The organism is Actinomadura sp. (assembly GCF_044508335.1).
Lineage (GTDB): Bacteria > Actinomycetota > Actinomycetes > Streptosporangiales > Streptosporangiaceae > Spirillospora.
In genome coordinates this window covers 27133-44548 of sequence record NZ_JBIQHY010000037.1, presented here as the reverse complement: position 1 = coordinate 44548, position 17416 = coordinate 27133, and the positions used below count along the sequence as shown (strand labels likewise).

At 72.9% G+C, this 17416-nt stretch carries 21 protein-coding genes; 8 read left to right on the top strand and 13 right to left on the bottom strand.

Annotation, left to right across the window (positions count from 1 at the left end):
• Positions 1 to 16 precede the first annotated feature (16 nt).
• Positions 17 to 661 (top strand): two-component system response regulator, encoded by a 645-nt coding sequence (locus ACIWVC_RS15620; RefSeq protein ID WP_396447920.1) that lies wholly within the window; start codon positions 17 to 19, stop codon positions 659 to 661.
• A 76-nt stretch (positions 662 to 737) separates the two neighbouring features.
• On the opposite strand, the gene gltX is transcribed toward ACIWVC_RS15620, so the two are convergent.
• Positions 738 to 2138 (bottom strand): glutamate--tRNA ligase, encoded by a 1401-nt coding sequence (gene gltX, locus ACIWVC_RS15615; protein WP_396447919.1) that lies wholly within the window; start codon positions 2136 to 2138, stop codon positions 738 to 740.
• Between the two features lie 74 nt (positions 2139 to 2212).
• Complete coding sequence (locus ACIWVC_RS15610; protein ID WP_396447918.1) at positions 2213 to 2821, bottom strand: TIGR03086 family metal-binding protein; 609 nt, start codon at positions 2819 to 2821, stop codon at positions 2213 to 2215.
• 66 nt (positions 2822 to 2887) lie between these two features.
• Here ACIWVC_RS15610 and ACIWVC_RS15605 point away from each other — a divergent pair, with 66 nt between their 5' ends.
• Together ACIWVC_RS15605 and ACIWVC_RS15600 are read left to right on the top strand one after the other, a co-directional pair.
• Positions 2888 to 3727: a helix-turn-helix domain-containing protein gene (locus tag ACIWVC_RS15605; RefSeq protein WP_396447916.1), complete on the top strand. Its 840-nt coding sequence runs from the start codon at positions 2888 to 2890 to the stop codon at positions 3725 to 3727.
• On the top strand, positions 3724 to 4395 hold the full coding sequence (locus tag ACIWVC_RS15600; protein ID WP_396447915.1) for an NUDIX hydrolase: 672 nt from the start codon (positions 3724 to 3726) through the stop codon (positions 4393 to 4395). Before ACIWVC_RS15605 ends, ACIWVC_RS15600 begins: the two co-directional genes overlap by 4 nt.
• Positions 4396 to 4397: 2 nt before the next feature.
• Here the strand turns inward: ACIWVC_RS15600 and ACIWVC_RS15595 are convergent, their stop codons facing one another.
• From ACIWVC_RS15595 to ACIWVC_RS15585, 3 genes are all read right to left on the bottom strand, one after another.
• Entirely contained in the window at positions 4398 to 5159 is a 762-nt protein-coding gene (locus ACIWVC_RS15595) for an SDR family NAD(P)-dependent oxidoreductase (RefSeq protein WP_396447914.1), read from the bottom strand.
• 85 nt (positions 5160 to 5244) lie between these two features.
• Positions 5245 to 6252: a methyltransferase gene (locus tag ACIWVC_RS15590; RefSeq protein ID WP_396447913.1), complete on the bottom strand. Its 1008-nt coding sequence runs from the start codon at positions 6250 to 6252 to the stop codon at positions 5245 to 5247.
• 101 nt (positions 6253 to 6353) lie between these two features.
• The gene (locus tag ACIWVC_RS15585; protein ID WP_396447911.1) at positions 6354 to 6854 is read right to left on the bottom strand and encodes an HAD domain-containing protein; all 501 of its coding nucleotides are present in this window, start codon (positions 6852 to 6854) and stop codon (positions 6354 to 6356) included.
• Between the two features lie 92 nt (positions 6855 to 6946).
• On the opposite strand from ACIWVC_RS15585, the gene ACIWVC_RS15580 reads away from it, so the two are divergent.
• Positions 6947 to 7801 (top strand): class II glutamine amidotransferase, encoded by an 855-nt coding sequence (locus ACIWVC_RS15580; protein ID WP_396447910.1) that lies wholly within the window; start codon positions 6947 to 6949, stop codon positions 7799 to 7801.
• A 57-nt stretch (positions 7802 to 7858) separates the two neighbouring features.
• Positions 7859 to 8671, top strand: a complete 813-nt coding sequence (locus ACIWVC_RS15575; RefSeq protein ID WP_396447909.1) for a PIG-L family deacetylase — start codon at positions 7859 to 7861, stop codon at positions 8669 to 8671.
• A gap of 63 nt (positions 8672 to 8734) precedes the next feature.
• Here ACIWVC_RS15575 and ACIWVC_RS15570 read toward each other — a convergent pair whose 3' ends face one another.
• The 4 genes from ACIWVC_RS15570 to ACIWVC_RS15555 form a co-directional block, all read right to left on the bottom strand.
• A complete protein-coding gene (locus ACIWVC_RS15570) occupies positions 8735 to 9256 on the bottom strand; it encodes a GNAT family N-acetyltransferase (RefSeq protein WP_396447908.1) in 522 nt (173 codons plus the stop codon).
• A gap of 46 nt (positions 9257 to 9302) precedes the next feature.
• Positions 9303 to 9665 (bottom strand): VOC family protein, encoded by a 363-nt coding sequence (locus tag ACIWVC_RS15565; RefSeq protein ID WP_396447906.1) that lies wholly within the window; start codon positions 9663 to 9665, stop codon positions 9303 to 9305.
• 86 nt (positions 9666 to 9751) lie between these two features.
• Positions 9752 to 10384, bottom strand: a complete 633-nt coding sequence (locus tag ACIWVC_RS15560; protein WP_396447905.1) for a TetR/AcrR family transcriptional regulator — start codon at positions 10382 to 10384, stop codon at positions 9752 to 9754.
• Positions 10377 to 11669, bottom strand: coding sequence for an acyl-CoA dehydrogenase family protein (locus ACIWVC_RS15555; protein WP_396447903.1), 1293 nt, complete (start codon positions 11667 to 11669; stop codon positions 10377 to 10379). The genes ACIWVC_RS15560 and ACIWVC_RS15555 overlap by 8 nt, the downstream gene beginning before the upstream one ends.
• 106 nt (positions 11670 to 11775) lie before the next feature.
• On the opposite strand from ACIWVC_RS15555, the gene ACIWVC_RS15550 reads away from it, so the two are divergent.
• From ACIWVC_RS15550 to ACIWVC_RS15540, 3 genes are all read left to right on the top strand, one after another.
• Positions 11776 to 12840, top strand: a complete 1065-nt coding sequence (locus ACIWVC_RS15550) for a phosphotransferase family protein (RefSeq protein ID WP_396447902.1) — start codon at positions 11776 to 11778, stop codon at positions 12838 to 12840.
• A complete protein-coding gene (locus ACIWVC_RS15545; RefSeq protein WP_396447930.1) occupies positions 12840 to 13388 on the top strand; it encodes a GNAT family N-acetyltransferase in 549 nt (182 codons plus the stop codon). Before ACIWVC_RS15550 ends, ACIWVC_RS15545 begins: the two co-directional genes overlap by 1 nt.
• 136 nt (positions 13389 to 13524) lie before the next feature.
• The gene (locus tag ACIWVC_RS15540; protein ID WP_396447901.1) at positions 13525 to 14463 is read left to right on the top strand and encodes a TIGR03621 family F420-dependent LLM class oxidoreductase; all 939 of its coding nucleotides are present in this window, start codon (positions 13525 to 13527) and stop codon (positions 14461 to 14463) included.
• 377 nt (positions 14464 to 14840) lie between these two features.
• On the opposite strand, the gene ACIWVC_RS15535 is transcribed toward ACIWVC_RS15540, so the two are convergent.
• From ACIWVC_RS15535 to ACIWVC_RS15520, 4 genes are all read right to left on the bottom strand, one after another.
• Positions 14841 to 15506 carry a hypothetical protein gene (locus tag ACIWVC_RS15535; protein ID WP_396447900.1) on the bottom strand — a complete coding sequence of 222 codons (666 nt, stop codon included), beginning with the start codon at positions 15504 to 15506 and terminating at the stop codon, positions 14841 to 14843.
• Between the two features lie 596 nt (positions 15507 to 16102).
• On the bottom strand, positions 16103 to 16573 hold the full coding sequence (locus ACIWVC_RS15530) for a hypothetical protein (protein WP_396447899.1): 471 nt from the start codon (positions 16571 to 16573) through the stop codon (positions 16103 to 16105).
• Positions 16574 to 16720: 147 nt separating this feature from the next.
• Positions 16721 to 17038 (bottom strand): siderophore-interacting protein, encoded by a 318-nt coding sequence (locus tag ACIWVC_RS15525; RefSeq protein WP_396447929.1) that lies wholly within the window; start codon positions 17036 to 17038, stop codon positions 16721 to 16723.
• The coding region (locus ACIWVC_RS15520; RefSeq protein WP_396454254.1) for a hypothetical protein at positions 16996 to 17416 on the bottom strand (421 nt) is incomplete at its 5' end. The genes ACIWVC_RS15520 and ACIWVC_RS15525, both read right to left, overlap by 43 nt.

Here is a 17416-nt window from a genome sequence, read left to right as displayed (position 1 = left end):
AATCGGAGAGGCGCGCGTGGACGACAAGGCGAAGATCCTGCTCGTGGACGACCGCGAGGAGAACCTGATCGCGCTGGAGGCCATCCTCAGCTCGCTCGATCAGGACCTCGTCCGCGCGCGGTCCGGTGAGGACGCGCTGAAGGCGCTGCTGACCGACGAGTACGCGGTCATCCTGCTGGACGTCGTCATGCCGGGCATGGACGGGTTCGAGACGGCCCGCGACATCAAGCGCCGCAAGAAGACCCGCGACCTGCCGATCATCTTCCTCACGGCGGTGAACAGCGACCCCGACTACGCGTTCCGCGGCTACGCCGCGGGCGCGGTCGACTTCATCTCCAAGCCGTTCGACCCGTGGGTGCTGCGCGCCAAGGTGTCGGTGTTCGTGGAGCTGCACAACAAGAACAAGCAGCTCCGCGACCAGACGGTCCTGCTGCGCGAGCAGGCCGCCCTGCTGCGCGAGCAGCAGACGCTCCTCAGCGAGCGCCCCGGCCCCGGCGCGCTCGACCGGGCCCGCTCCCGGCTGACGGCGGTGGAGGAGCAGGCCGAGGCGGTGGGCAAGCACCTCCCGCCCGCCCGCCGCGACGACTACGAGGAACTGGTCCGCCGCCTCGCCGGCCTGCGCGAGGCGCTGGACGGCGGCGACGAGGCCCGGTCCGCCTAGACCGGCCCGCCTGAACCGGCCCGCCTGAACCGGCCCGCCTGAACCGCCGGCGCGATAGCGCCGGCGGGTCCGCGCGTCAGGAGGACGCTTCGAGCCGCCCGCGGGCGGCGGCGATGCGGGTGAGGGTGCGCTCGCGGCCGAGGATCTCCAGCGATTCGAACAGCGGCAGGCCGACGGTGCGGCCGGTGACGGCGACGCGGACGGGCGCCTGGGCCTTGCCGAGCTTGAGGTCGTGCTCGGCGCCGACGCGCTCCAGCCGGTCCTTCAGCTCGGCGGCGTTCCAGGGGGCGTCCTGGTAGGCGGCCTCGGCCGCGGCGAGGATCGCGGCGGCGGGCTCCTTCATCGCCTTGTTCCAGGACTGCTCGTCGGACGGCGGCTCGTCCAGGAAGGCGAAGTCGATCATCTGGACGATCTCCGACAGCACCGCGACGCGGGTCTGCGCGAGCGGCGCCAGTTCGGCGAACACGGCGACGTCAACGTCGAAGGGGGCCTGCTCCAGGAACGGCAGGCATTCGGCGATGAACTTCTCGACGGGCAGCGCCCGGATGTACTCGCCGTTGATGGCGCGGAGCTTCTTGATGTCGAAGAACGCCGGCGAGGTGTTGACGTCCTCGATGCGGAACTCCTCGACGATCACGTCCCAGGGGACGATCTCCCGGTTGCCGGACGGGGCCCAGCCGAGCAGCATCAGGTAGTTGCGCATGGCCTCGGCGAGGTAGCCCTCGGCGCGGTAGTCTTCCAGGGCGACCTTGTCGCGGCGCTTGGACAGCTTCTGCCGCTTCTCGTTGACGATGACGGGCACGTGCGCCCACACGGGCGGCTCGGCGCCCAGCGCCTCCCACAGCAGCTGCTGCTTGGGCGCGTTGGACAGGTGCTCCTCGCCGCGCACCACGTGGGTGATGCCCTGGCTCATGTCGTCGACCGCGTTGGCGAGCAGGAAGGTGACCGAGCCGTCGGCGCGGGCGATGACGAAGTCCTCCAGGACGGCGTTCTCGAACACGGGCTTGCCGCGCAGCAGGTCGACGACGGTGGTCTGGCCCTCGTCGGGGGTGCGGAAGCGCAGGGCGCGCCCGGGGCCGGGCTCCAGGCCGCGGTCGCGGCAGAAGCCGTCGTAGCCCTTGTGCTGGTCGCCGGTGCGGGCGACGACGGCCTCGCGGCTGCAGTCGCAGTAGTAGACGCGCCCCGCGTCCTTCAGCCGCCGGACGGCGTCGGCGTGCTTGTCGGCGTTGGCGGACTGGAAGTAGGGGCCCTCGTACTGCTCGCCGTCCATGCCGAGCCAGGCGAGGGCGCGGATGATGCCCTCGGTCCATTCGGGGCTGTTGCGGGAGGCGTCGGTGTCCTCGATGCGCAGCACCAGCGTCCCGCCCGACTGGGTGGCCATCACCCAGTTGAACAGCGCCGAGCGGGCGCCGCCGACATGGAACATGCCGGTAGGTGACGGGGCGAAGCGGACGCGGATCGAAGAACTCGAAGACATGCCTCAAGGGTAGGGCGCGCGGGCCCCCGCTCGCGCCGGGACCCGCGCGCCGCGGCGTGATCCGGACGCCCGGCTCAGGGCTTCCAGCCCGGGTCGCGGCCGGCCAGGCCGAGCACGCGGTCGAGCAGCGGCGCGTCCTCCGGCACGGGGACCTCGGGCCCGAACGCGCCGTACTGCCGGCTGACCTCGGCCGTGGGGACGATCTGCTCCCAGGCGGCCTGGACGACCCCGGGCGGGAAGCCGGGCTCGCGGCCGGTCGCGACGGCGAGGTCCCAGCCGTGCACGACGCATTCGCCGAAGACGATCCCGGCGATGAACGTGGCGGGCATGCCCTCCTTGTTGCCGGTGAGGCTGGCGTTGCCCTCCCAGGCGGCCGGGTCCTGCCACGCCTCGGCGGTCTTGCGGGCCTGCTCCTCGAACCGCTCGGCCCAGTGCGGCTCGGCGGTGAAGTCGTGGTCCTCCCCCGGCCCGGTCGTCGGGGCCTTGAGCGCGGCGGACCCGCCGCGCCCGTTCCACAGGATCAGATGGTTCACCAGGCTCCGCACGTCCCATTCGGGGCACGGGGTGGGCGCGTCCATCCTCGCCTCGGGGATCTCCAGGACGATCCGCGCCGCGGCCTCCGCGGCGGGAAGCATCTGGCTCCGGATATCCATGATCTTTTCCTCGCTCATCTGTTCGAACATGCGGCCACGCTAGAACGGGTCCGCGGCACCGGTCTTGAAGAAACGCGACACCGCTAGCCTGGGCCGGTGGAACGATCCCTACCCGATGGGACGCGGGGCATCCTGCGGGCGCGGACGGCCCTGCGGCGCTTCCGGCTGGACAGGATCGCGCCGGGGCCGGCGGTCGCGCCGTTCGTGGAGAACTTCTGGGTGCTGCGGTGGGACCTGCGGGGCCGGCCGCCGCACCGGCAGCGGGTGCTCACGCGGCCGTCCGTCCACATGACGTTCACCAGCTACCTCACCAGCGGGCGGACGCGGGCGCGGATCGCGGGCGTCGTACGGGACGACTTCGTCGAGGAGATCTACGACGAGGGCCGCGTCGTGGGGGCCGCCTTCCGGCCGGGCGGGTTCCGGCCGTTCATGGACGCTCCCGCCGCCACGCTCACCGGCCGGTTCGCGGCCGTGGAGGAGGTGTTCGGCGCCGCCGGCACGGCGCTCGCCGAGGAGGTCTTCGCGGCGGCCGACGCCGGGGAGGCGGTCGGGCGGCTGGAGGCGTTCCTCGCCGGGGCGGCGCCCGAGCCCGATCCGTCCGCCGAGCGGGCCGCCGCGATCGTCGCGCGGATCGCGGCGCGGCCGGGCCTCGTGCGGGTGGGCGAGCTGGCCGCCGACGTCGGGCTCGGGCAGCGCAGCCTGCAGCGCCTGTTCCACGAGTACGTCGGGATCGGCCCGAAATGGGTGATCCGGCGGTTCCGGATGCAGGAGGCCGCCGAGCGGGCGGCCTCCGGCGACGGGGTCGACTGGGCGGCGCTGGCCGCCGACCTCGGCTACGCCGACCAGGCGCACTTCACCCGCGACTTCACCGCGGCGGTCGGAACGTCCCCCGCGAAGTACGCCCGCGAGGCCGGCCCTGGCACCATCGAGGCATGACCGCCCCCCGCGATCCCCGCCGCGACCCGCTCGACGAGCCGCTCGACCAGCCGCTCGACGACCTGGACGCCTTCCGCGCGCTGGCGGCCCGCCGGCTCGCCTCGTTCGAGCACACGACCGTCCCGGACGCGCCCGGCCTGCACCGCGCCGGGGTCGTGCTGTGCGCGGTGGAGCACGGCGGCGCCCCGTCGGTGATCCTGATCAGGCGCGCCTACCGGGGGCGGAACGCGGGCCAGTGGGGGCTGCCGGGCGGGCGGCTGGAGGACGGCGAGACGCCCGAGGAGGCGGCGCTGCGCGAGCTGCACGAGGAGATCGGCCTGGCCGCCGGCCCCGCGGACGTGCTCGGCCGGCTCGACGACTTCCCCGCCGCCTCGGGCTTCGCGATCACACCGGTCGTGGCGGTGCTGGACGATCCCGGGCCGCTCGCGCCGAACCCGGACGAGGTCCACTCGGTGCACCACACCAGCCTGCGGAAGCTGGCCGACGACGGCACCCCGCACTGGGTCCCGCAGCCGGGCGGCGGCAGCCTCCTGCAGATGCGGCTCGGCCCGGACTGGAGCGTCCACGCCCCGACCGGCGCGATGCTGTGGCAGTTCCGGGAGGTGGTCCTGCTCGGGCGGGACGCCAGGGTCGCCGGCTTCCTCCAGCCCGACTGGACGCGCCACTGACGTCAGAACGTCCCGCCGTCGACGACGACGCGCTGCCCGGTGACGTAGGACGCGCCGTCGGAGACCAGGAACCGGACCACATCGGCGACCTCCTCGGGCGAGCACACGTGCCCGTACGGGGACGCGGCGTCCTGCTGCCGGATGTCCTCGACGCCGGCCGTGGCGCGCACGAGCCGGCGGCCCATGTCGGTGTCGACGAGGCCGGGGGCGACCACGTTGACGTGCATGCCGTTGCCGCGCTCCTCCTTGGCGAGGACCTGCGCGAGCGCCTCCATGGCCGCCTTGCCCATCGCGTAGGGGCCGCCGAACGCCGGCATGAGGTCGGTGATCACGCTGGACACGAACACGACGTCGCTGCGCTCGGCGCGGCGCAGCAGCGGCAGCAGCGCCTGGCTGACGTGGTGCGGGCCGAACGCGTGCACCCGCATGACGCGCTCCAGCTCCGCGGGGTCGGTGTCGGCGACGCCGTTGCCGCGGCTGGCGATTCCGGCGCTGTGCACGAGGATGTCCAGGGCGCCCAGTTCGTCCTCCACCCGCGCCGCCAGCGCCCGGCACTCGTCCACGCTGTCGACCGAGGCGCGGAACGCGCGGCCCTCCACGCCGGCGGCCTCGATGCCGGCGACGGTCTTGCGGGCGGCCTCCTCGTCCCGCCGGTAGGCGATGCCCACCCGCGCCCCGTCGGCGGCCAGGGCGAGCGCGACGGCGCGGCCGATCCCGCGGCTGCCTCCGGTGACCAGGGCGGTGCGTCCGGCGAGAGGGCTCATGGGCACTCCTTCATCAGGGGTCGCTTACGACGGTCCCATCCTGCACGTTCGCGGCCGTCCGCGGTAACCCGGCCCGGGCGCCGCCCTAGCCCGCCGGCTCGGCCTCGATGACGTGGTAGGCCGCGGGCGGCAGCGGGCCGGTGAACGAGACGCCGGTGAATCCGGCCGCGTCCAGCAGGTCCCGGAAGCCGGCCTCGGTGCGCTCGCGCCCGCCCGTCGAGACGAGCATGTTCAGGTCGTTGCGGACGATGCCCGCGGCCTCCGGGGCGACCGTCTCCGGCATCACCTGCTCCAGGATCAGCAGGCGGGCTCCCGGGCGCATCGCCGCGCGGACGTTCCGCAGGATGGCGGCGGCCTTCGCGTCGCTCCAGTCGTGCAGGACGCTCTTGAGGACGTAGGCGTCCGCGCCCCCGGGCACGGCGTCGAAGAAGTCACCCGGGACGATCTCGACCCGGTCGGCGACGTCGCCGAGGACGCCGGAGGCGGCGGCGAGGCCGGCGGGCAGGTCGAACAGCAGGCCGCGCGGGCCCCGGTTCGCGCGCAGGATCGCGGCGAGCAGCGTGCCGTCGCCGCCGCCGAGGTCCGCGACCGTTCCGTAGCGGGAGAAGTCGTGGGCCTGGATGATCCCGGGCGCGACCGCGCGGGTGTGCTCGGCCATCGCCTCGTTGAACGTCTCCGACAGCTCCGGGTCGGACTCGAAGTACTCGAACGACGTCCTCCCGGTGACGCGTTTCCACGCGCACTCCCCCGTGCGCAGCGTCTCGGCCATGTCGCCCCAGGTCCGCCACACCTCCGGGCCGCAGAACAGCCGGACCAGCGCCCGGATCGAGTCGGGCGCGTCCGCGCGGAGCCGCTGCCCCTCGGCGGTCAGCGCGAACAGGTCCCGCTCCTTCTGCTCCACGGCGCCCAGGGTGACGAGGCCGCGCAGCAGCCGGTGGAGGGACGGCGCGTGCGCACCGGTCGCGTCCGCCAGTTCCTCACTCGACCGCGGCCCGCCGGCCAGGGCGTCGGCCAACCCGATCTCGGCGGCCACGTAGATCATCTGCGCCGGCATGTATCCGAACGCCAGGTCCATCAGCGGTGATCTCGACATCGTCGGCTCCCCTCTCCGTCGTTCCCGACGCTAGGGAGCCCCGCCGTCCGGGGTATTGGACGAATGGAACCTTCCCCCGAACCCTTGTCGGCGAGGGCGGGTCAGCGGGTGAGGGTGCGCAGCCACGCCGCGGCGGTGTCGAGGTGCTCGTCGGTGAGGCCGGTCAGCGGGTCGATCTCCACGAGGAGGTGCTCGGCGACGTCCGGTTCCGCGGCGATGCACTCGGTGGCGTCGGGCTCGTCCTCGAACCACACGAACGGGCGGCTCTCCGCCCACGCGGCCACGTGCCGGGCCTTCCAGGCGCCGAGGGTGCGGCCCTCCTCGATGCCGGGGAACTGCGGGATGGGGACGAACGGCAGTTCCGGGAGCCCGACCCTGGGAGCGATCCATTCGTTGGCGTGCTCGCACCAGTAGCTCGCCCAGGCCAGTTCGGCCCCGGTGGACTCGGCGAGTTCGAGCAGGGCCGGGCCGTGCGCGGCGTTGAGCCACAGCTGGAAGGTCCTGCCGTCCGGCGAGCACCGGTGCCGCCGGAAACCCCGGTGGGGCCTGACGAAGGGATTGAGAACCCCGTCCACGTCCAGAAGAACCACCGGCGACCCCATACACCGGACCGTACGTCATCAAAGGCGCGCCGTCGAAGGTCATTTCTCGGCGTCGGAGTCATACCGGGCGTCCGGCCGGGCATCCTCCGGTCATGTGCCGACTGTTCGGTATGACGACCGGCGGGCCGCGCGTCCGCGCGACGTTCTGGCTGGTGGACGCGCCGGTCAGCCTGAGCCGGCAGAGCCGCCGCATGCCGGACGGGACGGGCCTCGGCTGGTTCTCGCTGGGCGAGGAGCCCGTCCGCGACCGCGCGCCCATCGCCGCGTTCCGCGACGCCGACTTCAACGCCGAGGCGCGGCACGTCGTGTCGCACACCTACGTATGCCACGTCCGCTACGCCTCCACGGGCAGGATCGACGTGCACAACTCGCACCCGTTCGTCATGGACGACCGGCTGTTCGCCCACAACGGCGTGGTGCGCGGCCTCGACGTGCTCGACTCGTGGCTCACCGACGTGGACCGGGCGCTGGTCCAGGGGCAGACCGACTCCGAGCTCGTCTTCGCCTACATCACGGCGGAGATCCGGCGCCGGGGCGACACGACGTCGGGGCTGGTCGCGGCCGTCCGGCGCATCGCCGCCGAGCTGCCGGTCTTCGCCCTCAACCTCCTGCTGGCCGAGTCCGGCCGGCTGTGGGCGCTGCGCTACCCGGAGACCCACGAACTGTGGGTGAACCGGTCCGAGCTGGGCGAGCCCGGCGACACCCGCGACCTGGCGGCCGAACGCGAGCCCGGCCACGTGAAGGTGGTCTCGCACCGGGAGCCGTGCTGCGCGCACGTGGTGGCCAGCGAACGCATGGACGCCGACCCCGGCTGGCGGCTCCTCGCGCCCGGCGAGCTGCTCGTCGTGGACGGCTCGGACGCGTCCTCGCAGTTCCCCTTCGACGCGCCGGCGCACCCGCTGGCGCACGCCGACCTCTCCGCCGCGGAGTCCACCTCCCAGACGTGATCGACTTCGGCGTCCGGGACGTAGGGTGGACGACCGGAAACCCCTGGAGGAGCCCGGATGACGCACGAACTCACGCTGATGGCCGTCCACGCCCACCCGGACGACGAGGTCCTCGGAACCGGCGGGCTGCTCGCCCGCAGCGCCGCCGAGGGCGTCCGGACGGTGCTGGTCACCTGCACCAACGGCGAGCAGGGCGACGACTCCGGCGGCGTGAAGCCCGGCGAGCCCGGGCACGACGCGGAGGAGGTCGCGCGGCGCCGCCTCGCCGAACTGCGGGAGTCGGCCCGCCTGCTGGACATCGCCCATGTGGAGCTGCTCGGCTACCGCGACTCCGGCATGGACGGCTGGCCGACGAACAGCGACCCGCGCGCGTTCCCGAACATCCCCCTCGACGAGTCCGCCGGGCGGCTGGCCGAGCTGATGGAGCGCTACCGCCCGCAGGTCGTCGTCACCTACGACGAGAACGGCGGCTACGGCCATCCCGACCACATCCAGGCGCACCGCGTCGCGCTGGCCGCCGCCGAGAAGAGCGGCGTCCCCGACAAGCTCTACTACACGGCCATCCCCCGTTCCGGCATCAAGCAGATGTTCGAGACGGCGCGCGACGCCGGCGTCGACATCGACTTCGACCCGCCGGACGACTTCGGCACCCCGGACGAGCTGATCACCAGCATGGTGGACGTCTCCGCGCACGTGGACGCCAAGCGCAAGGCCCTGGAGGCGCACGCCAGCCAGGGCGAGAACATCTTCCTGCTGCGGATGCCGGAGGAGATGCAGCGCGCGGCGTTCTCGTTCGAGTCGTTCGTCCGGCACTTCTGCCGCGTCGACGCCCCCGCCAAGGAGGACGACCTGTTCGCGGGCCTCAGGTGACGCGCCGCCGCGCCCAGCCGCCGGTCGTGCTCGGCGGGCCTCCGGCCTCCCGATGACGGCGGCTCAGCCGGTGCGGATCGCCGCCGGGTCGATGGTCCAGTGGTTGGTCCGCAGGGACTTGCCGGCGAAGACGACGTCCTTCTCCCCGACGAGGGTGAAGCCGAGCGAGCGGCAGATCCCGTTGGACGGCGCGTTCGTCGTCGCCGGGAACGCGTGGACGGCGCCCCAGCGGCCGTCGTCGCCCGCCGCTTCGAGGAGCGTCCGGACGGCGTGTTCGGCGACGCCGCGGCCCTGCCATTCGGGTAGCACCATCCAGCCGATCTCGGAGATGGGTTCGCCGTCCATCTCGTGGGTCCAGAGGGACACCGTCCCGGCGACCGCCGCGGGGTCGCCGGCGGGCACGATCATCTTGATCCAGGCCGTGCCGGCCGCGGCGTCGGCGACGTCGCGGCCGACCTTGGCCGCCATGCCCTCGCGCGGCAGCGGTCCGCCGAGCTCGGCCATCATGACCGGGTCGCAGGGCATCCTGCTGTAGGCGCCGACGTCGCCCGGCCGGACATCGCGCAGGTGCAGCCCCGGGTCCATGGTGTTCCATCATCGCAAACGATCGCCGCCGCGGGCGCCGCGTCGTTCAGGGCCGGTAGGTGCCGAAGTACCAGTCGTTGCCGTCCGGGTCGCGGGCCGCGTAGTCGCGGGAGCCGTAGTCCTGGTCGGTGAGCGGCCGGAAGATCTCGGCGCCGGCGGCCTTCGCGCGGTCGTGGTGGGCGTCGGGGTCGTCGACGGCGACGTAGACCGCCGCCGCGGGGACGTCCGCGCTGCCCAGCATGATGAGCCCGGTGTCGAAGCGCATCTCGGCGTGGACGATCTTCCCGGTGTCGTCCTTGTGCGCCGCGACCTCGGTGAAGCCGAACGCCCTCTCCAGCCACGCCATCGTCCGCGCCGGGTCGGCGGACCTGATCAGCGGGTAGAAGGTCCGGCGGATCTCACTCGTCATGTCGTCCTCCCTGCTAGTCGGGGCGGCGGGGTCTGACATGCCCAGTGTGCGGCGGGCCGATCCCCCCGTCTTGGACGAATGGCACCTCAGCGGCGCGCGGCGTCGCGTTCGGCGGCGAGGCGGCGGGTCTCCGGCGAGACCGGGGCGCCGAGGATCGCGGCGACGACGTCGATCAGGTAGCTGGTGAACAGGCGGTCGTCGGTGCGCGGCCCGGAGCGGGCGCGCCGCGCCAGCTCGATCGAGGCGTACAGGATGGCGGTGAAGCGGCGGTGCAGGCGCGCCGCGTCCTCTTCGAGGAGGGGCTCGACCAGGTTCCGCCAGCGGCACAGGCTGTCGCGCGGATCGTCCAGCACGGCGAGGGGGACGATCGGGTCCGGCCGGTTCACCACGTCCGCCCAGATCTGCAGGTAGGCGCGGCCCGACGCGTCGGCCAGCCGGGCGGCCATGGGGCGGACGAGGGCGGCGGCGAGGGGCCGGACGCCCTGCTCGCCGTCCTCGTAGGCGTCGAGCAGGGCGTGCCGGCGGGCCTCCACGTCGGGGGCGTGCCGCGCGAAGATCGCGCGGAGGATCCCGGCGCGGCCCCCGAAGTGGTACTGGACGGCGGTGGCGTTGCGGGCGCCGGCCTCCTGGAGGATCTCCCGGAGGCTGACGGCGTCCACGCCGCGCGCGGCGTAGAGGGCCTCGGCGGCGTCCAGCAGGCGTTCGCGCGTGTCACTCATCGCCGATCGCGAGCTCCAGCGCCTCGGCGAACCTCTCGCGGGCCGCCTCCCGCAGGGTGGGCAAGTGGTGGGACGGCCACAGCCCGCCGGCGGGTTCGACGTCGCGGAGCAGCTGCCGGGCCAGGGTGATCTTGTGGACCTCGGTGGGGCCGTCGGCGATGCCGAGCGCCTCGGCGGCGAGCAGCATGGCCGCGAACGGCATCTCGTTCGACACGCCGAGGGCGCCGTGCAGGTGCATCGCGCGCTGCACGACGTCGTGGTAGACCTTCGGCATCGCGGCCTTCACGGCGGCGATGTCCTTGCGGACCTTCTTGTAGTCCCGGTGCTTGTCGATCAGCCAGGCGGTGCGCAGGACCAGCAGCCGGAACTGCTCGATCTCGATCCAGCTGTCGGCGATCTTCTCGCGGGTCATCTGCATCCTGGCGAGCGGCCCGAACCGGGTCTCCCGGGAGACCGCGCGCTCCAGCATCATGTCGAACGCCCTGCGGACCTGCGCGATCGTCCGCATGGCGTGGTGGATGCGGCCGCCGCCGAGGCGGGTCTGCGCGATGGCGAACGCGCCGCCCTCCTCGCCGAGGAGGTTCTCGGCCGGGACGCGGACGTTCTCGTAGCGCAGGTAGCCGTGCGAGCCCTCCCGCTCGCCGCCGACGCCGACGTTGCGGACGGTGGTCAGCCCGGGCGCGCCGGCCGGCACGATGAACATCGACATGCCCTGGTACGCCGACACGTCGGGGTTCGTCACGGCCATCACGATGAGGAACGTCGCGTGGCGCGCGTTGGAGGAGAACCACTTCTCGCCGTTGATGACCCAGCCGTCCCCGTCCCGGACGGCGCGCGTGGTGAACAGCGTGGGGTCCGCTCCGCCGTGCGGCTCGGTCATCGAATAGGACGAGGAGATCTCGCCGTCCAGCAGCGGCCGCAGGTAGCGCTCCTTCTGCTCGGGCGTGCCGAAGTGGGCGAGGATCTCCGCGTTCCCGGAGTCGGGCGCCTGGCAGCCGAACACCGACGGCGCCCACCGGGAGCGCCCGATGATCTCGTTCAGCAGGGCCAGCTTCACCTGGCCGTATCCCTGCCCGCCGAGCTCGGGGCCGAGGTGGCACGCCCACAGCCCCTTCTCGCGCACCCGGTCCTGCAGGGGGCGGACGAGCCGCTTGTAGCGGGGGTCGCTCTTGTCGTACGGGCTGCCGAGCACCAGGTCGAGCGGCTCGACCTCGTCGCGGACGAAGGCGTCCGCCCAGTCGAGGAGTTCCTGGTAGTCGGGGTCGGTCTCGAAGTCCCAAGCCATGGCGAGCCTCCTGCGTCGTTTCCCCGATAATCGACCTATCTGAGTATGTAATGCAAGTGCATGACTGTTACTCTCCGGTTGACCCTGTGCCGGAAAGGGACCCGCCGTGCAGCCTGAGCAGATCGACCGCGACCTCGTGGACTTCGGCGTCCTCGGCGGGTGGATGGACGGCCGGGGCCTGCCGGTCGGCCCGTTCGAGGACGTCGCGCCGCTCGCGGGCGGCACGCAGAACACGCTGATCCGGTTCCGCCGGGGCGGCCGCGACTACGTGCTGCGGCGCGGGCCGGCCCACTTGCGCGCGAGGACGAACGACGTGCTGCGCCGCGAGGCCCGGGTGCTGGCGGCGCTCGACGGCACCGACGTCCCGGCGCCGCGCCTCATCGCGGCCTGCCCGGACGAGTCGGTGCTCGGCGGCGCGGTCTTCTACCTGATGACGCCGGTCGAGGGCTTCAACGCCACGGTCACGCTCCCGGACCTGCACGCCGGCGACGCGTCGGTCCGGCGCGAGATGGGCCTGAACGCGGCCCGCGCGCTGTCGGCCCTGGGCGCGGTCGACCACGAGGCCGCCGGGCTGGGCGACTTCGGCAAGCCGGAGGGCTTCCTGGAGCGGCAGGTGGGCCGCTGGATGTCCGAGCTGGACTCCTACAGCGCCCTGGACGGCTATCCCGGCCCCGACATCCCCGGCCTGGACGACGTCGCCCGCTGGCTGGAGGACAACCGCCCCAAGGTGTGGCGGCCGGGAATCCTGCACGGCGACTACCACTTGGCCAACCTGATGTATTCCTTCCACGGCCCAGAGGTCGCCGCGATCGTCGACTGGGAGATGTGCACGATCGGCGACCCGCTGCTGGACCTCGGCTGGCTGCTGGCCACCTGGCCCGACCGCGACAATCGGAGCACCGCGCTGGCCGGTCCGCTGGGCGCGGCGGGCGGCCTGCCACCGGCGGACGAGCTCGTCGCGGCCTATGCCGAGCGGGAGGACGCCGTCGCGGGCCGCGACCTGTCGTCCATCACCTGGTACGCGGTGCTCGCCTGCTTCAAGCTCGGGATCGTCCTGGAGGGCACGCACGCGCGCGCGTTCGCCGGGAAGGCTCCGAAGGAGACCGGCGATCTGCTGCACGCGATCACTCTGGGCCTGTTCCAGCGCGCCCACGGGTTCATCGGGTCGTGATGGAGATCCGCGGGGGCGGCCCCGGCGACGCGCCGCTGATGCTCGCGATGCTGGACGGCGCGGTCGCGTGGCTCGCGGCGCACGGCCGGACCGGGCAGTGGGGCCGCGAGCCCTGGTCGGCCGATCCGCGCAAGGTGGAGCGGATCACCGGCATCGCCCGCGACGACGAGATCTGGGTGGCAGAGGCGGACGGGCGTCCCGCCGGGGCCATGGCCGTGGCGTCCCGCCCGCCGCGCTACGTCGACCCGGTCGACGAGCCGGAGCTCTACATCACGCTGCTGGTGACCGACCGCGCGTTCGCCGGGCGCGGGGTGGGCGGCGCGCTCATCGCCAAGGCGAAGGACGAGGCGCGGGCGAAGGGCGCCTCCCTGCTGCGCGTCGACTGCTACCGCGGCGACGACCGGCGGCTCGTCGACTACTACCGCCGCCACGGGTTCGAGCCGGCGGCGGAGTTCACGGTCGGCGACTGGCCGGGGCAGCTGCTGTCGCAGCAGGTGAAGCCCGCCGAGGTTGAAAATCCGGGCCGCGGGACGCAGCCTGGGGAGTGACCGGCGCGAACGGGGCAGTCGGTGACGCCCTTGCGCCGCACGGACGGCGACCGAGCCGCTCGCCTCGTTCCGCCGGTCGACACTGACGTCGGATTTCCGCCAGCGCGCCCGCCCCGTGCCCGGGCACGCTCGGACCATGCCGGACGACTTTCGCTTCGGCGTCGTGGGCGAGTCGATCCGGTCGGGCTCCGGCCTGGCCGGGACCGCCCGCCGCGCCGAGGAACTCGGATATGACGTTCTGACGCTGCGGGACCACTTCGTCGCCGAGCCCTTCGGCGACCAGCTCGCCCCGATGGTGGCGCTGGCGTCCGCCGCGGCCGCCACGCGCACCCTGCGGCTGGGCACGATGGTCCTCGCCAACGACTACCGGCACCCGGTGATGCTCGCCAAGGAGGCCGCCACCCTCGACCACCTGTCGGGCGGGCGGTTCGAGCTGGGCCTCGGCGCCGGCTGGCTGCGCGCGGAGTACGAGGCCGCCGGGATGCCCTTCGACGCGGCCGGGACGCGGGTCGGCCGCCTGGAGGAGTCCCTGCGCATCCTGCGGAGCCTCCTGGACGGCGAGAAGACCGTGTTCGCCGGGGAGCACTACCGCATCGACGGCCTGACGGTCTTCCCGCGCCCCGCCCGGCGTCCGCCGCTCGTCGTCGGCGCCGGCAGCAGGCGCATGCTCGGCATCGCGGGGCGCCTCGCCGACACCGTCGGCGTCCTCCCCCGCGCACTCCCCGAAGGGGCGATCTCCGACGAGATCACCGAGCGGCTGCCGGACACCATCGCCCGCAAGGTCGACCTGGTGCGGGAGGCCGCCGGAGAACGGGACATCGAGCTGAGCATGATGGTGACGCCCGCGTTCGGCCCCGACCCCCGGAAGGCGGCCGCGCGGGTAGCGGTGACGCGCGGCTGGGGGACGTCGGCGGCCGGCCTCGTCCTGGAAATGCCGTCCCAGTTCGTCGGCCCGCCCGAGCACATCGCCGAGCAGATGCTCGCCCGCCGCGACCGCTACGGCTTCACCTACTACCAGGTCCCGGACGCGTGCATGGAGGAGTTCGCCCCGGTCATCCCGCTGCTGGCCGCCTAGCCGGCGGCCTTGGGCGGGGTCGGCGAAACCGGCGTTCACGGCGGGGCTCAGCTCCGCCTCCGTGAGGCGGTCCCCTTCCCAGGTGTCGACTTCCAAGGTGTCGACGAAGATCCCCACCATAAGGAACCCGTTTCACTCAATGGAAACGGGATCTTGCCGGGGTGGCGGGGTTGGCGCTCGCTGCGGACCATGAGCGAGACGCCGTCCAGGGAGCCGGTGCGGGAGGGGGCCGGAGAGCTGAGAACGGGGATCCCCCGGTGATCTCGCGATACCGGGGGATCCCCGTTTCCCATGCACCGGCAGCCCTGTGCCGGGTCTGTGCGAGGCCGTACGAGCCGCGGTGAACCGGCTCGCGCGCGGGCCTCGGGACGGATGGGTCAGGAGCCGAAGGGGCGGGGCTTCCCCTTCTTGCCGGCGCCGTGGCCCCAGGAGAGGACCTCCCACTTGACGTTCTTCAGGTGGCCCTCGCCCGTGCCGGCGTTGTACTTGCTCTTCGGCTTCCCGCCGTCGAGCAGGTAGCGGAAGGTGTAGGTGTCCAGGTCGAGCATGACGCCCCGGTGGGACGGCTCGCCCGGCCCGCGGTCACCGATGAACCCGGTGACGGTGCGGCCGTGGTAGCTGACCTTCACCTTGGTGTGCATGGGCCAGCTCGGGCTGGCGAACAGCCCCTTCTGCATGGGCTTGCCGCCCGCGGGGGCGCCGGTGTCGCCGTTCACGCCCGACCCGTCGTCCCAGAAGTAGGACGCGGTGGTCTTGCCGCTGAGCAGGACCTTCGGGTCCTTCTTCGCGCGCTTGACGTCGGACTTGCCGGCCTTCTCGGACTTCTCGCCGGCCTTCGAGCCGGCCTTCGCCGCGCTCTCGCCGTTCTTCAGGGTCCCGTGCGGGGAGGTCTTGTGCTCCTGCGAGGCGACGGCCTGCTGCGACAGGAACTGCTTTTCCGGAGCGGAGTCATCGCTGGCGGCTGCGACGCCGGCCACGAGCATGCCCGCGAGGGCGGTGCCGGTGACGCCGGTCAGGACGACGTTGATCGCTCGCTGCTGCATGGATTTCCTTCGTTCGGGGTACAGGGCTGCCGCTCGCGCTGATGGCGCGCTGCTCCCCCCGGTGGCGATGCGCCGTTTCCGGGCAGGGGTGAGCGGCTCCGAGACTCGGGACTCGGGAGATGCCGTCGCGGTGAAGGATCCGCTTGGAACGGTCCACGGGCATGGCGGACCGCGCCCGCGCTCAGCTCCGCACGACCGTTCTCGGGCGTGCGTGAGGCACGGGCTTCAATGAAGCGGAAGGGATGCCGACCGGGGGCTCACAGGCTCGGCCCGGTGCGGCCGGTGCATGGTACGGCCGCTGTTCGGCTTGAGGATCCCGCCTGGCGGGCGGGAGGCGACGGTTATGTGATTGGCCAGGTCAAGGGCACTTTGACCCGACCTGAGCTTGACTATATACGGCTTTGCCGTGCTTTCGCCAAACTCGGGTTTTCTTTACCTTTGCCCAGGTAGATCATTTTATCGGGTGCCCACCCGAGGCCGGGCTCAGGACCGCGGAGCGCCGGACCGGAGGTCTCTTGGCATCACCACGACAGCGTAAAGAACACCTCTACCCCAACGGGCATTCCATCTGACGCCCTGCGGAAGGTAAAGCCTCGTCAGTGCGTCGGGTAGACCGTCGGCACGAGGGGGGTCGGCCCGGTGCCGCCGCTGAAGACCGGCGCGCCCGGCTGCTGCGGGACGAACGGGGCCTCCGCGTAGCCCGCCTCCGGGTATCCGGGGCTCGCGTACTCGGCGCTCCCGTAGGCGGGCCCGCCGTACGGGCCGGCCGCCGCGACGATCGGACCCTGCGCCGCCGGGACGGCCTGGGTCGCGGTCGGCGGTACGTGGGAGCCGTCGACTCGGCGGGGCTCGGGCCCGGGAACGCCGCCCCGATCCGCACGGCGCTCGGCCAGCAGGGCCATGAGCGCGTGGGCGGTCTCGGCGTCCATCTTCAGCAGGACGCTCGGCATCCCGGACTGGTCGACGAACGGGGAGACCGAAGGGGCCGGCAGCTGCGGGAGCGCCGCCCGCATCTCCTCGCGGAGATCCTGGGCCAGCCGCAGCGCCTGTCGGTCACTGTCGCTCAAGTGTGCGTTCATCGCGATCTCCGGGGAGTTCACGTGCGGGGGTCCGGGGATCATCCTGCTAGGGATGGCGTGCAGGTGCAAGGGCTGATGCACGTGCATTTCAAGAATTCTCACCCCGTAACCCCCGCGTCCGTCGATCGTTCCGGGTCACTCCATGCCGCGCTTGCCGGGCGTCCAGAACGGCTTGACCAGCACGGATGCGCGCGGCCACCCCCGTTCGCGGACCAGATGCGCCCGGACGGCCTGCACGGTGCGCGCCTCCCCGGCTACGTAGGCGATTCCCGGTTCCGCGGGCAGTTCCAGCACCCGCACGGCGTCCACGAGCGCCTCCGGCCCGGCCGCGGAGGCGTCCCCGCGGTGGCGCCACGTCAGCTCCCCGCTCCTCGGGAGCGGCAGCCCGTCCTCCGGTCGGGAGACTTCGATCACACCGTGCACGGGAACGTCCGGCTCTGCGGCGCGGAGCATCGCGGCGAACGGGACCGAGGCCGTCTCCTCCCCGGCGAACAGGTGGTAGGCGGATCCATGACGCACAGCCGCATGACACCGGCGGCCCGGTCGTAGTCCCACACCGAGTAGGTGCGCAGCGCGTCGCGGACGGCCCCGCTGATCCACGTCCGCAGGGCAGCGATGTCGGCCACATGGACGCGGACCTGCTGCCCGGGCGTCCAGTCCAGCCCGGGCACGCCGCCGACGCGGATCCACCGCATCCGCCCCGGCGCCGGCCGCACGTCCTCGATCCGGCCGCGCACGAACTTCCGATCGACCAGCCGCCGCCCGAGCCGGACCTTCGAGGGTGCGGACCGGCGGCGACGGGCGGGGATACGGGCTTCGCTGCGGAGCCGT

Coding starts and splice junctions, on each gene's coding strand:
- gltX (WP_396447919.1), bottom strand. CDS start 2,138: ATGTCTTCGAGTTCTTCGATCCGCGTCCGCTTCGCCCCGTCACCTACC.
- ACIWVC_RS15610 (WP_396447918.1), bottom strand. CDS start 2,821: ATGTTCGAACAGATGAGCGAGGAAAAGATCATGGATATCCGGAGCCAG.
- ACIWVC_RS15600 (WP_396447915.1), top strand. CDS start 3,724: ATGACCGCCCCCCGCGATCCCCGCCGCGACCCGCTCGACGAGCCGCTC.
- ACIWVC_RS15595 (WP_396447914.1), bottom strand. CDS start 5,159: ATGAGCCCTCTCGCCGGACGCACCGCCCTGGTCACCGGAGGCAGCCGC.
- ACIWVC_RS15590 (WP_396447913.1), bottom strand. CDS start 6,252: ATGTCGAGATCACCGCTGATGGACCTGGCGTTCGGATACATGCCGGCG.
- ACIWVC_RS15585 (WP_396447911.1), bottom strand. CDS start 6,854: ATGGGGTCGCCGGTGGTTCTTCTGGACGTGGACGGGGTTCTCAATCCC.
- ACIWVC_RS15580 (WP_396447910.1), top strand. CDS start 6,947: ATGTGCCGACTGTTCGGTATGACGACCGGCGGGCCGCGCGTCCGCGCG.
- ACIWVC_RS15575 (WP_396447909.1), top strand. CDS start 7,859: ATGACGCACGAACTCACGCTGATGGCCGTCCACGCCCACCCGGACGAC.
- ACIWVC_RS15570 (WP_396447908.1), bottom strand. CDS start 9,256: ATGGACCCGGGGCTGCACCTGCGCGATGTCCGGCCGGGCGACGTCGGC.
- ACIWVC_RS15565 (WP_396447906.1), bottom strand. CDS start 9,665: ATGACGAGTGAGATCCGCCGGACCTTCTACCCGCTGATCAGGTCCGCC.
- ACIWVC_RS15560 (WP_396447905.1), bottom strand. CDS start 10,384: ATGAGTGACACGCGCGAACGCCTGCTGGACGCCGCCGAGGCCCTCTAC.
- ACIWVC_RS15555 (WP_396447903.1), bottom strand. CDS start 11,669: ATGGCTTGGGACTTCGAGACCGACCCCGACTACCAGGAACTCCTCGAC.
- ACIWVC_RS15545 (WP_396447930.1), top strand. CDS start 12,840: ATGGAGATCCGCGGGGGCGGCCCCGGCGACGCGCCGCTGATGCTCGCG.
- ACIWVC_RS15540 (WP_396447901.1), top strand. CDS start 13,525: ATGCCGGACGACTTTCGCTTCGGCGTCGTGGGCGAGTCGATCCGGTCG.
- ACIWVC_RS15535 (WP_396447900.1), bottom strand. CDS start 15,506: ATGCAGCAGCGAGCGATCAACGTCGTCCTGACCGGCGTCACCGGCACC.
- ACIWVC_RS15525 (WP_396447929.1), bottom strand. CDS start 17,038: ATGCTCCGCGCCGCAGAGCCGGACGTTCCCGTGCACGGTGTGATCGAA.